The organism is Paraburkholderia sp. Clong3 (genome assembly GCF_050436485.1).
In the GTDB taxonomy this organism is placed as follows: domain Bacteria; phylum Pseudomonadota; class Gammaproteobacteria; order Burkholderiales; family Burkholderiaceae; genus Paraburkholderia; species Paraburkholderia tuberum.
On record NZ_JBNDMH010000002.1, the window covers coordinates 3,990,554 to 4,003,691 of the forward strand.

The 13,138-nt window shown below is 66.2% G+C and carries 10 protein-coding genes and 1 pseudogene; 10 read left to right on the forward strand and 1 reads right to left on the reverse strand.

The annotated features are described in order from the left end of the window. Positions 1-146 precede the first annotated feature (146 nt). The 8 genes from OKW30_RS22605 (at position 147) to OKW30_RS22640 (ending at position 9,806) form a co-directional block, all read left to right on the forward strand. A complete protein-coding gene (locus tag OKW30_RS22605) occupies positions 147-1,238 on the forward strand; it encodes a MurR/RpiR family transcriptional regulator (protein WP_429347607.1) in 1,092 nt (363 codons plus the stop codon). Then, complete coding sequence (locus OKW30_RS22610; RefSeq protein ID WP_429347608.1) at positions 1,235-2,224, forward strand: isoaspartyl peptidase/L-asparaginase family protein; 990 nt, start codon at positions 1,235-1,237, stop codon at positions 2,222-2,224. The genes OKW30_RS22605 and OKW30_RS22610 overlap by 4 nt, the downstream gene beginning before the upstream one ends. Positions 2,225-2,294: 70 nt before the next feature. Then, complete coding sequence (locus OKW30_RS22615) at positions 2,295-4,217, forward strand: dipeptide ABC transporter ATP-binding protein (RefSeq protein WP_429347609.1); 1,923 nt, start codon at positions 2,295-2,297, stop codon at positions 4,215-4,217. A 123-nt stretch (positions 4,218-4,340) separates the two neighbouring features. Next, complete coding sequence (gene gsiB / locus OKW30_RS22620) at positions 4,341-5,903, forward strand: glutathione ABC transporter substrate-binding protein GsiB (protein WP_429347610.1); 1,563 nt, start codon at positions 4,341-4,343, stop codon at positions 5,901-5,903. A 127-nt stretch (positions 5,904-6,030) separates the two neighbouring features. Beyond that, positions 6,031-6,951, forward strand: a complete 921-nt coding sequence (gene gsiC, locus OKW30_RS22625) for a glutathione ABC transporter permease GsiC (protein WP_184023184.1) — start codon at positions 6,031-6,033, stop codon at positions 6,949-6,951. A gap of 7 nt (positions 6,952-6,958) precedes the next feature. Beyond that, positions 6,959-7,864 (forward strand): glutathione ABC transporter permease GsiD, encoded by a 906-nt coding sequence (gene gsiD / locus OKW30_RS22630; protein WP_184072618.1) that lies wholly within the window; start codon positions 6,959-6,961, stop codon positions 7,862-7,864. Continuing rightward, positions 7,861-8,976, forward strand: coding sequence for a P1 family peptidase (locus OKW30_RS22635; RefSeq protein ID WP_429347611.1), 1,116 nt, complete (start codon positions 7,861-7,863; stop codon positions 8,974-8,976). The genes gsiD and OKW30_RS22635 overlap by 4 nt, the downstream gene beginning before the upstream one ends. Beyond that, a complete protein-coding gene (locus OKW30_RS22640) occupies positions 8,973-9,806 on the forward strand; it encodes a M55 family metallopeptidase (protein ID WP_429347612.1) in 834 nt (277 codons plus the stop codon). Before OKW30_RS22635 ends, OKW30_RS22640 begins: the two co-directional genes overlap by 4 nt. A gap of 24 nt (positions 9,807-9,830) precedes the next feature. Here the strand turns inward: OKW30_RS22640 and OKW30_RS22645 are convergent, their stop codons facing one another. Beyond that, positions 9,831-10,724: an alpha/beta fold hydrolase gene (locus OKW30_RS22645; RefSeq protein ID WP_184072613.1), complete on the reverse strand. Its 894-nt coding sequence runs from the start codon at positions 10,722-10,724 to the stop codon at positions 9,831-9,833. A gap of 129 nt (positions 10,725-10,853) precedes the next feature. On the opposite strand from OKW30_RS22645, the pseudogene OKW30_RS22650 reads away from it, so the two are divergent. Next, positions 10,854-11,307, forward strand: a pseudogene (locus tag OKW30_RS22650) (aromatic amino acid transporter AroP); the annotation flags it as partial. A 298-nt stretch (positions 11,308-11,605) separates the two neighbouring features. Beyond that, positions 11,606-12,868: a glycosyltransferase family 87 protein gene (locus OKW30_RS22655; RefSeq protein ID WP_429347613.1), complete on the forward strand. Its 1,263-nt coding sequence runs from the start codon at positions 11,606-11,608 to the stop codon at positions 12,866-12,868. Positions 12,869-13,138 lie beyond the last annotated feature (270 nt).

Consider the following 13,138-nt stretch of genomic DNA (forward strand, 5'->3'; position numbering starts at 1 on the left):
GCGCCAGTCGCGCTTACTTTGGCGCCTACGAGGGCTTCGGTCGGTGAAAACCCTCGAAATAATGAAAATGAATTTTTTTCGGCGCGTGTTTCATGTAAATATAATTTCATCCCATTCGCATAGAACAACCGCGCCTGTCCGCTCGCATGATCCATCACCCGTCCGCTGTGTCGAACCCCGTCGAGGAGGCCATTGCCGCGCGCATCACCGCTGCGATGCCGACGCTCACGCCGATCCACCAGCGCATGGGCGAGTACGTGCTGGCCCATCTGTTCCGCGCGGCGACGATGCGTATCGACGAGCTCGCGAGCGTGGTCGGCGCGTCGGTCGCGAGCGCGAATCGCTTTGCGCGCGCGCTCGGCTTCGACGGTTATCCGCAGTTTCGCGAGGCGCTCGTGCGTGGCTTCGAGGCGACGCTCGCGCCGGTCGAGCGGCTGCGCAGCGCGCAGGAAACGCTCGCGGCCGGTGACGATCTGATCGACGCGTCGCTCGAGCAGGCCGCCAACAATCTGCACGCGACGCGTACGTCGATCGATCGCGCGACCGCCGACGCCGCCGTCGACGCAATCATCGCCGCGCGTCGCGTATTCGTGATCGGCTTCGGCGCCAGCGCGTTTCTCGCGAGCCTGATGGAGCACGGACTGCTGCCGTATCACGACAACGTGCATTCGCTGGCGCTGAGCGGCGGGCCGTCGCATGCGGCGCGGCACCTCGTGGGTTCGGGCCCGGGCGATCTCGTGATCGGCATCGCGTTTCCGCGCTATGTCGAGGACACGATCGAGCTCGCGCGCCGCGCCTCCGAACGCGGCGCGCGCGTGCTCGCGCTCACCGACGGTCCGCGCTCGCCGCTCGTGCGGTTCGCGGACCTGGCGCTGTATGTCCGCACCGACCGGCGTCTCGCATCGAATGCCGATTCGGCCGTGCTCGCGGTCATCGAGGCGTTGTGCGACGCGGTCGCGTATCGCGCGCAACGCTCGGTCAAGGCGGCCGCCGAGGTCAGCGAGTTCGTGCTGCCGTGGCTGTTCGATCCGCAGTCGGGCGCTGCCGGCGCTGCGCAGGAGCCGGCGCGCGCCCTGAGCAAAGCCGCGCGCGCGAGGGCTGCAAGGCTAAAACACAGCGACGGCGCAAAGGCCGACAGCACCCAAGCCAGAAGCACGAAAGCCAGGGATGCCGAAGCAAAAGCCATCACAGCACCCCGCACTCCCCGAACCACCCGCACTCCACGATCCAAACGATGAACTCCAACGCAGTCATTGCCATTCACGGCGGGGCCGGGACGATCCTGCGCACGTCGATGTCGGCCAGCGCCGAAACCGGATATCACGCGGCGCTCAACGCGGTGCTGAGCGCTGGCCAGCGCGTGCTCGCCGACGGCGGCAGCGCGCTCGACGCGGTCAGCGAAGCGGTGCGGCTGCTCGAAGACTGCGCGCTCTTCAATGCGGGCCACGGCGCGGTCTACACGGCGGCCGGCACGCACGAGCTCGACGCCGCGATCATGGACGGCCGCACGCTCGACGCGGGCGCGATCTGTTGCGTGAAGCGCGTGCGCAATCCGATTCTCGCCGCGCGCCGCGTGCTCGAGCGCAGCGACCACGTGCTGTTCACCGGTGACGGCGCGGAAGCGTTCGCGGCCGCGCAGGGGCTCGAGTTCGTCGACAACAGCTACTTCGATACCGACGCGCGCTATCGCCAATGGCAACTGGCGCGTAAGCAGCAGCGTCCGATGCTCGATCACGACGCCGCGACGCTCGCGTCCACGGCTTCGAGCAACGACGACCCGACGCCGCACGAGCCGATCGATCCGAATCGCAAGTTCGGCACCGTCGGCGCAGTCGCGCTCGACCGCCACGGGCATCTCGCCGCGGCGACCTCGACGGGCGGCGTGACCAACAAGCAGGTGGGCCGCGTCGGCGATACACCGCTAATCGGCGCGGGCTGCTACGCGGACGACGCGACCTGCGCGGTATCGACCACCGGTTCCGGCGAAATGTTCATGCGCATGGTCGCCGCCTACGACGTCGCCGCGCAGATGGCCTATCGCCAGGTCTCGCTCGAAGAAGCCGCGCACGACGTCGTGATGAACCGCTTGCCGAAGATCGACGGACGCGGCGGCCTCGTCGCCGTCGACGCGCGGGGCAACGTCACGCTGCCGTTCAATACCGAGGGTATGTACCGCGGTTTCGCGCGGCTCGGCGAAGCGCCGGTGACGGCGATCTATCGCTAGCCGCTGGCGCGTGTCGCCACATGCCTGAGGCCCCGTTAGCCGCGTTCGAATTCAAAGCAAAGGAACCACCGTGCCGACTTCCTCGCACACCGCCAGCCCGCTTATCGAAACCCTGCCGCCGCAGCGCGTGCTCGCGGTCGACGATCTGACGGTCGCGTTCCGCCGCGGCGATTCGACCTTCAACGCGGTGCGCAATCTGTCGTTCACGGTCGAGCGCGGCGAGACGCTCGCGATCGTCGACGAATCGGGCTCGGGCAAGTCGGTCACGTCGCTGGCGCTGATGCGGCTGATCGAGCATGGCGGCGGCCGTCTTGCCGGCGGCAGCATCGCATTCCGGGGGCGCGACGGCAGCGTGCTCGATCTCGCGAAGGCGTCGTCCGGCACGATGCGCACGGTGCGCGGCGCCGACATCGCGATGATCTTCCAGGAGCCGATGACCTCGCTCAATCCGGTCTTCACGGTCGGCGATCAGATCAGCGAGGCGATCGCGCTGCACCAGGGCAAGAGCCGCGAGGCCGCGCGCGCCGAAACCTTGCGTCTGCTCGAGATCGTGCGGATTCCCGAGGCAAGGCGCGTCGCGGCGCGTTACCCGCATCAGCTGTCGGGCGGTATGCGCCAGCGCGTGATGATTGCGATGGCGTTGTCGTGCAAGCCCGCGCTGCTGATCGCCGATGAACCGACCACCGCGCTCGACGTGACGATCCAGGCGCAGATCCTGCAACTAATTCGCGGCTTGCAGGACGAGATGAACATGGGCGTGATCTTCATTACGCACGACATGGGCGTGGTTGCCGAAGTGGCCGACCGCGTGCTCGTGATGTATCGCGGCGAGAAGGTCGAGGAGGGCGGGTCGGACGCGCTGTTCGCCGCGCCGTCGCATCCGTACACGAAGGCGCTGCTCGCGGCGGTGCCGCGGCTCGGCTCGATGCAGGGCACCGATCAGCCCGCGCGCTTTCCGATCCTGAGCGTCGAGCAGGCCGGCGCGAACGGCGCCGATGCCGTGGTGCAGCCGGCGGCGGCTGTCGCCGAAGAAGCGCAGCCGCTGGTGCGCGACGACACGCCGCCGATCCTGCGCGTGCGCGATCTGGTCACGCGCTTTCCGGTCCGTAGCGGCCTGTTCGGCCGTATGACGGGCCGTGTGCATGCGGTCGAAAAAGTCAGCTTCGATCTGCGGCCCGGCGAAACGCTCGCGCTGGTCGGCGAGTCGGGCTGCGGCAAGTCGACCACGGGCCGCTCGCTGCTGAGGCTCGTCGAAAGTCAGAGTGGCTCGATCGAATTCGCTGGCAAGGAAATCAGCTCGCTGACCGGGCCCGCGTTGCAGGCGCTGCGCCGCGATATCCAGTTTATTTTCCAGGATCCGTTCGCGTCGTTGAATCCGCGCTTGACCGTCGGCTTCTCGATCATGGAGCCGCTGCTCGTGCATGGCGTCGCGCAGGGTGGACAAGCGCAGGCGCGCGTCGCGTGGCTGCTCGAGAAAGTCGGTTTGCCGGCCGAGGCCGCGCGCCGCTATCCGCATGAGTTTTCGGGCGGGCAGCGTCAGCGTATCGCGATTGCTCGCGCGCTCGCGCTGAATCCGAAGGTCGTGATCGCCGACGAATCGGTGTCCGCGCTCGACGTCTCCGTGCAGGCGCAGATCGTCAATCTGATGCTCGACCTGCAGCGCGAGCTCGGCGTCGCGTATCTGTTCATTTCGCACGACATGGCGGTGGTCGAGCGGGTCAGCCATCGCGTCGCGGTGATGTATCTCGGCCAGATCGTCGAGATCGGTCCGCGTCGCGCGGTGTTCGAGGCGCCCCAGCATCCGTACACGAAGAAGCTGATGAGCGCGGTGCCGGTCGCCGATCCCGCGCGCCGTCACGCGCAACGCATGCTCGCCGCCGACGATATTCCGAGCCCGATTCGCGCGCTGCACGACGAGCCGGTCGTCGCGCCGCTCGTCGCGGTGGGCCCGGATCATTTCGTCGCGCAGCATCGCGTCGGCGGCGCTTATTGAGCGAAGCGCCGCATCGCGTTAAAGCAAAAAGATCCGAAGCAAAACCCGCAGCACCCGCAGCCGAAGCACAAGCCAACCATAACGACCCTGTCACACCCTTAACTCGCAGCCTGGAGCAATCTCATGAAGCTGCTGTTCCCGTCGTCTCCGTTTCGTTTGCGCGCGCTCGTCAGCGGCGGCGCGGTGGTGTTCGCGACGCTCGCGGGCAATCTGGCGCACGCCGAAACGACGGCCGTGATGGCCGTCGCGTCGACCTTCACGTCGCTCGATCCGTACGACGCGAACGACACGCTGTCGCAGGCGGTCGCGAAATCGTTCTATCAGGGGCTGTTCGGCTTCGACAAGGACATGAAGCTCGTCAACGTGCTCGCCGACAGCTATGAGGCGAGCCCCGACGCGCGCGTCTATACGATCAAGCTGCGCCATGGCGTGAAGTTCCAGGACGGCACCGACTTCAATGCGGCCGCCGTGAAGGCGAACTTCGACCGCGTGACCGATCCGGCCAACAAGCTGAAGCGCTACAACATGTTCAGCCGCATCGAGAAAACGGAAGTGGTCGATCCGTACACGGTGCGCGTCACGCTGAAAACGCCGTTCTCGGCGTTCATCAACGTGCTCGCGCATCCGTCTGCGGTGATGATCTCGCCGGACGCGCTGAAGAAGTACGGCAAGGACATCGCGTTTCATCCGGTCGGCACGGGCCCGTTCGAACTCGTGAAGTGGGACCCGGCCGGCGACCTGACCGTGAAGAAGTTCGCCGGCTACTGGAAGAAGGGTTATCCGAAGATCGATGCGATCGACTGGAAGCCGGTCGTCGACAACAACACGCGCGCCGCGCTGATGCGCACCGGCGAAGCGGACTTCGCGTTCCAGGTGCCGTTCGAGCAGGCCGCGCAACTGCAGTCGAGCCCGAAGCTCGATCTGATCGCGGCGCCGTCGATCATCCAGCGCTACATCAGCCTGAACATGAACCAGAAGCCGTTCGACAACCCGAAGGTGCGTGAGGCGCTGAATTACGCGGTCAACAAGGAAGCGCTGACGAAGGTCGCGTTCGCCGGTTACGCGACGCCGGCCGACGGCGTCGTGCCGCAGGGCGTCGACTATGCGGTCAAGCTCGGACCCTGGCCGTACGATCCGGCGAAGGCGCGCGAACTGCTGAAGGAAGCGGGCTATCCGAACGGCTTCGAAACGACGCTGTGGTCCGCGTATAACTACTCGACTGCGCAGAAGGTGATCCAGTTCGTGCAGCAGCAGCTCGCGCAGGTCGGCATCAAGGCCAGCGTCGAGGCGCTCGAAGCGGGTCAGCGCGTCGCCAAGGTCGAAAGCGCGCAGGACCCGGCGACCGCGCCGGTGCGGATGTACTACGCGGGCTGGTCGTCGTCGACCGGCGAGGCGGACTGGGCGATCAGCCCGCTGCTCGCGGGCTACTCGATTCCGCCGAAGATGGTCAACACGTCGTACTACAAGAACGACGCGGTCGACAACGATCTGAAGCAGGCGCTCGAAACGACCGACCGCACGCAGAAGGCCGCGCTCTACACCGACGCGCAGAAGCGCATCTGGGCCGACGCGCCGTGGATCTTCCTCGTCAAGGAGAAGGTCGTGTATGCGCGCAGCAAGCGTCTGTCGGGCGCTTACGTCGCGCCGGACGGCTCGTTCAACTTCGACGAGATCGCGATCAGGTGATGAGCTGACGAGGCGGCATGCGCAGGCGGCGGTTCAGCCAGCCCGCCGCCGCGCCGCCGCCGCACACGAGTCCTGGTTGCCCGCCTGCTTTGCCGCTCAATTGCCGCTCATTTGCCGGACTGGTTTCATGCTGAACTTCCTCGTCAAACGTCTGCTAGGCCTGCTGCCGACGCTCTTCATCGTCGCCGTGCTGGTGTTCCTGTTCGTGCATCTGCTGCCGGGCGATCCGGCGCGGCTCGCCGCCGGTCCTGAAGCGGACGAGGCGACCGTGGCGCTCGTGCGCTCCGACCTCGGGCTCGACAAGCCGCTGCCGCGGCAGTTCGTCCGTTTCTTCTGGCGGATGGCGCATGGCGACTTCGGCGTTTCGACGCGCAGCAAGCGGCCGGTGAGCCAGGAGATCGCGGAACGCTTCTTCCCGACGTTGTGGCTGACGATCGCGAGCATGGTGTGGGCGGTCGTGATCGGCATGGCGATCGGCATCGCCTCGGCGGTGTGGCGCAACCGCTGGCCGGACCGCCTGGGCATGACGCTCGCGGTGTCGGGCATTTCGTTTCCGGCGTTCGCGCTCGGCATGCTGCTGATGCAGATTTTCTCGGTGCAGCTCGGCTGGCTGCCGATCGTCGGCGATGGTTCGTGGCGCAGCTACGTGCTGCCGTCGCTGACGCTCGGCGCGGCGGTCGCGGCCGTGATGGCGCGCTTCACGCGGGCCTCGTTCGTCGAAGTGCTGCACGAGGACTTCGTGCGCACCGCGCGTGCGAAGGGCGTGCCCGAGCGGCTCGTGATCATCAAGCATTGCCTGCGCAACGCGCTGATTCCCGTCGTCACGATGATGGGTCTGCAGTTCGGCTTTCTGCTCGGCGGCTCGATCGTCGTCGAGGTGGTGTTCAACTGGCCGGGCCTCGGCCGTTTGCTCGTCGATGCCGTGTCGATGCGCGACTATCCGATCATTCAGGCCGAGGTGCTGTTGTTCTCGCTCGAATTCATCATCATCAACCTGATCGTCGACGTGCTGTACGCGGTGATCAACCCGACCATCCGTTTCAAGTGAGGCCCGCATGAGCACCACTGCCACCGGGCCGAATGCGGCCACTCCCGTTGCCTCCGAACGCGCGATCCGCACACCGTGGAGCGAATTCTGGCGCAAGTTCCGCAAGCAGCATGTCGCGCTGGCCGCCGGCGTGTTCGTGCTGCTCCTGATCGTGGTCGCGATCATCGCGCCGCATATCGTGCGGTACGACCCCGAGAACTTCTTCGACTACGACGCGCTGAACGCGGGGCCGTCGGCCGCGCACTGGTTCGGCGTCGATTCGCTGGGCCGCGATATCTTCAGCCGCATCCTCGTCGGCTCGCGCATTTCGCTCGAGGCAGGCTTTCTGTCGGTTGCGATCGGCGCGGTGATCGGCACGTTCTTCGGTCTGCTTGCCGGTTACTACGAGGGCTGGTGGGATCGCATCACGATGCGCGTGGCCGACGTGCTGTTCGCGTTCCCCGGCATTCTGCTCGCGATCGGCGTGGTCGCGATTCTCGGCAACGGCATGATCAACGTGATCTGCGCCGTGGCGATCTTCAGCATTCCGGCATTCGCGCGGCTCGTGCGCGGCAATACGCTGATGCTCAAGCAACTCACCTATATCGAGGCGGCGCGCAGCATCGGCGCGTCGGACTGGACGATCATGGCGCGGCACATTCTGCCGGGCACGATTTCGTCGGTCGTCGTGTACCTGACGATGCGCATCGGCACGTCGATCATCACGGCGGCGAGCCTGTCGTTTCTCGGCTTGGGCGCGCAGCCGCCGACGCCCGAGTGGGGCGCGATGCTCAACGAAGCTCGCGCCGACATGGTGACCGCGCCGCATATCGCGCTGTTTCCGAGCCTCGCTATCTTCCTGACCGTGCTCGCGTTCAATCTGCTCGGCGACGGTCTGCGCGATGCGCTCGATCCGAAGCTGGATCGGCCATGAGCATGAGCAACCATCATTCGGCTGAGCGCGCGCCGCATCTCGGCACGTTGCCGGCCGGAGCGCTCGGCACGATCGCCGACGTGGACGGCGTCAGCGTCGGTCATTGCACGCTTGCCGAAGGCGCGCTGCAAACCGGCGTGACCGTGATCCGGCCGCATCGCGGCGATCCGTTCGTCGACAAGGTGCCGGCCGCCGCGTCGGTGATCAACGGCTTCGGCAAGAGCATCGGGCTCGTGCAGCTCGACGAACTCGGCACGCTGGAGACGCCGATCGCGCTGACCAACACCTTCGGCGTCGGTACGGTCGCGCAGGCGCAGATCCGCGCGGCGATTCGCGCGAATCCGCTCATCGGCCGCGAATGGTCGACGCTCAATCCGCTCGTGTTCGAGTGCAACGACGGCTACCTGAACGACATTCAGGCGCTTGCCGTGACCGAACAGCACTTCACCAAAGCGTTCGACGCGGCAAGTGCCGATGTCGCGAGCGGTGCGCTCGGCGCGGGGCGCGGCATGTCGTGTTTCGATCTGAAGGGCGGCATCGGCACTGCGTCGCGCGTGTTCAGTGCGGCGGGCCCTGACTACACCGTTGGCGCGCTCGTGCTTGCCAACTTCGGCCGTCTGCCGATGCTGACGATCGACGGCACGCCGCTCGGCCGCATGCTGGCCGAACGCGCGGCCGTCGCTGAGGCGGCGAATGCTGCCAGTGCCGCTGCTCACGCGACCCCCGAGCAACCCGAGCAAGGCTCGATCATCATGATCGTCGCGACCGATGCGCCGCTCGACGCGCGCCAGCTGAAACGCCTGTCGTTGCGCGCGGCGGCCGGTCTCGCGCGCACCGGCTCGGTGTACGGCCACGGCAGCGGCGATATCGCGCTGGCGTTTTCGACCGCGTACACGGTGCCGCACGGCGCGGACTTCGTCGCGCTGCCGCCGCTGGTCGCGGATCACTGTATGGACCCGCTGTTTCGCGCCTGCGCCGACAGCGTCGAGCAGGCGATCGTCGATGCATTGTGGAGCGCCGAGTCGGTCACCGGTCGCGACGGCCATCGGCGGCTGTCGCTGCGCGACAGCGTGCCGGACCTTGCCCACCTGCTGAGGAATTCCGCGCGATGAAAGTCCTGATCTCCACCGACATCGAAGGCATCGCCGGCGTGTTCCATGCCGAGCAGACGCGCGCGGGCAACGGCGAATACGAAGCCGCGCGACGCTGGATGACGCTCGAAGCCAACGCGGCCGTCGAAGGCGCGTTCGCGGGCGGCGCGACCGACGTGTGGGTCAATGATTCGCACGGCGGCTTTCGCAATTTGCTGCCCGATCTGCTCGATCCGCGCGCCCAGCTCGTGCTCGGCAAGCCGCGCACGCTCGGCATGATGGCCGGGCTCGAATACGGTGCGGCGCTGGTCTTCATGCTCGGCTATCACGCGAAGGCGCAAACGCGCGGCATCCTCGCGCACACGATCAACAGCTTCGCGTTCGCGCGCGTGGCGTTCAACGGCGTGGAGCTGGGCGAAGCGGGGCTGTACGGTGCGCTCGCCGAAGAATATGGCGCGCGTGTGGTGCTTTTATCGGGTGACGACGTGTTCGCCGAGGAAACCGCGTCGCGTTTTCCCGGCGCGCGTTTCGTCGTCACGAAGACCGCAACCGGGCAGGCAAGCGGCGTCACGCAGTCGCCCGCGAGCGTGCGCGAGGCGCTGCGGGTCGCCGCGCGCGACGTGGTCCGTCAGCATGTCGAAGCGGGCCGCGCGCCTGCCGCGACGCGCGCGGAGCCGCGAACGATCGACTGCGAACTGCGCGTGCAAACGAGCGGGCTCGCCGATCTGTTCTGCCAATGGCCGACGCTTACACGCGTCGATGGCGTGAGGTTGCGCTTCAGTGCGGCGTCGGCCGAGCATGCGGTGCGGATGCTGAACTGTCTGTCGGCGATGTCGTTCATGCTGCGCTGAGCCGCGCGGCGTCGAGCCGCCGGCTTACTGCTGCTGCCGGCTCAACTCGCGCGCCGCGTGATCGATCGCCTCCGCCACCGCCCCGGCGTGCGACACCGGCGCGAGATGGCTCGACGCGACCGGCACCACCTTCGCGCCGATGCGCGCGGCGATCATTCTCTGCAGATCGGGCGACACCGCGTGGTCTTTCGTCGTCAGCACGTACCATGACGGTTTGTCCTTCCAGCCGACCTGATCGACCGGTTCGTCGAATGCGCTCGCAGCGATCGGCACCTGCGCGGCGGCGAGCACGCGTGTGACGGTCTCGGGCACGTCGGCGGCGAGATCGGCGTGATAGCGCGCGCGGTCGATCCACAAGAACCCGTTCGCGTCCTTGCTGATGCTCTGGCCGGCCGGCATCGGCCCGCCGGCCTTCATCACGTCCATCGCCGATTCGTGCAGTTGCGGCGCAAGCGCGGCGACATACACGAGCCCGGCGACGTTCGGCGCATTCGCGGCGACCTCGGTGATCACGACGCCGCCCCACGAGTGCCCGACCAGCAGCACCGGACCGTTCTCGCGATCGAGCACGCGGCGGGTCGCGGCGACGTCGTCGGCGAGCGAGGTCAGCGGGTTCTGCACCGAGCTCACGTGATAACCCTTTTGCTGCAGCTTCGCGACCACGCCGTTCCAGCTCGATCCGTCGACGAACGCGCCATGCACGAGCACGATGTTGCGCACCGGACCGCCGAGCGCGGCGGCAGGCGGCTTGCTGGCAGTAGCGGGGGCAGGCGCTGGCGCAGGCTGGCCGCTTGCCTGCGACGCGGCGTCATCGGCCGTTTGCTGGGCGGCGGGCACCGTCTGCGCGAGCGCGGACGTACTGACGCCCGCGAAACAGAGGCACAACACGGCGGCGCAAAGCAGACGTTTGGGCAACATATTGAAGCTCCGCGGCATGAAAAGTGGACTTCGGCAACATACCCAGGCGCCATCCCCGTGACAATCACAATCCGCGCGCTTAAGTGCGGCGCAGAACGAAGCGGGCGGCTCCGAATGTCAGAGGAATAGGGCCTCGCCGAACAGGGCAACGCGCCGCGCGCGCTGCTGAAGCTCGACCGGCGAGGCGTGCCGTAATCTGGCGATCGGTCTGTCGGCGCTCGCGACGTTCGCGTGCGTGATCATCAACTACGTGATCCCGCCGGAAGCGCTCGGACCGCTGATGTCGCTCGTGGTCGCGGCGCTGGTGCTGAACTGGGCGCTGATCAGCCTCACGCATCTGAAGTCGCGCAAGGCGATGGTAGCCGCGGGCGAAACGCTGGTGTTCCGCTCGTTCTGGTTCCCGGTCAGCAACTGGATCTGCCTGGCATTCATGGCGCTGATCCTCGTGATTCTGGCGCTGACGCCGGGCTTGTCGATCTCGGTGTGGCTGGTGCCGGCATGGCTCGTGCTGATGTGGGGCGGCTACGTGATCAAGCGACGCCGTGAGGTTGCGCGCGCTGGCATGGGGGCCGCGAGCCGATAAGCGCCGATCGGCGCGACGTGCGTGGCATTCCGCAGCGAACACGGCGATTCGCCGCCAACGAACGATCTTCGCGCGCCGAAGTTCCCGACATAGGTCGGTCTCGTGTGGGCGAGCGCACAGATCGATTTTTGCGAATCGGTAATCTCTGTCCGGTCGTCCGGCACGAAGCCGGCATGGCTGGCCATGCCGGCCATCCCCGGACCGTACCGGCGACATGGTCTGCTGGTACGCCCCCGCTAGCGCGGGTCTCATGGGCGCAGCAACTCCCACGTTGATTGACGTACCGCGGAGAGACACCATGTTCAACGCAGGCGCCGTACGAACCAGGTCGAACTTCGGCGCGGGTGCCGCGCTCCTTTTGCTGATTGCGGTAGCCTGCCTCGCGCTGCGTATTCTGCACGTCGTCGCGAAGTTTCGTGGCAACGTCCCTGACGCCTTCGGCGATTTCAATTTCTACCTGTACGCCTTCAACGTCGTGCTGCATGACCCGACGCGCCTGTACGACCACGACGCGCTCATCGCGTTTTTGCAGGGCATCGGCGCGCGCTCGACGGGCGACGACATCTTCTACGCCTACCCGCCGCAGTTCGCGCTGGTGTTTGCGCCGCTCGCGCTGCTGACGCCGCTCACCGCGAAAATCGTCTGGGTGAGTACGTCGCTCGTGTTGTTCTCGGTGGCTTTGTATCTCGTCGTCACGATGGCGTACCGCGGCACGGAGCGCAGCGTGAACCTGCTGCTGGTGGCGGTCGCGCTGCTGAGCTTTCCGCTCGTCGAAGATACCTACGACGGCCAATCGAACGAACTGCTGTTCTTCCTGTTGATTGCGACTTTCGCGCTGATCGAGCGTGGCAAAGGTTATGCCGCTGGACTCTTTCTTGGCTTTGCGATCGCGATCAAGCTCACGCCCCTGGCCGTCGCCGGCCTGCTGTTGCTGCGTCGCGAATGGCGGACGTTCGTGATGGCAAGCGTCGTTGCGATTGCGTTGACGTTGATCACCGGAGCGCGCCTCGGCTTCGACGTTTTGTGGCACTACTTCGTGTCGGACATGCCGCGCCTGAACGGCATGGCACTGGCGATGAGCGGTGGCGGCGCGCCGATGAACAATGCCGTGAGGGGCGCGCTGCAGACGCTATCGGCGACGATCGGCATGCCGGTGTCCGGTACGTTGCTGTCGATTGCTTCGCATGCGTTGGTGCTGGCTGCTTGCCTGCTGTCCGCGTATCTGGTGTTTCGCCGCCATCGGGACAGCCGCATCGACTACGCGCTCGCTTCGATGACGATGCTCGTGGCTTATCCGATCCTCGAGCCGATCCACATGGTGCTCGCGTTGATCCCGTTGCTGATTTTGCTGGGGACCGCCTTCGAGGCGCGCGGCGGGCAACTGTCGGCGCTCGGTCCGAGACTGGAGATGCTGCTGGCCGCGATCGTCGTAGTCTTGCTGTTCTTTGCGGCGCGATTCGTGTCCTACACGGTCGCGGCGCTGATCATTTACGGGCTCTGTGTCGCAAGGTACTTTCCACCGTCGGTGAGGCGGCGAGGGCGTGCTTACCAGCCTGGATGAATGATCCCGGTGTGGCTAACCGGTTTTTGATGGGAGATGCGACTGGCGATGTATTCCGGACGATTGGGAATCGGGAAGATTGTTTGATGGCAGGGCCCGAATGAAAAAATTCCTGCTATCGCTTTGCTTGAGCGGGTTCGAGGAATTTTGCCGGTACGGATAGCACCAAAAATACCACCGGGCGTGCGTATTTGCCAGAATGAGCGAGCGAAAGCTTATCGGCGAACCGGGCATATTACGGTCGGCCGAGTTCGACCCACAACAGCCCGT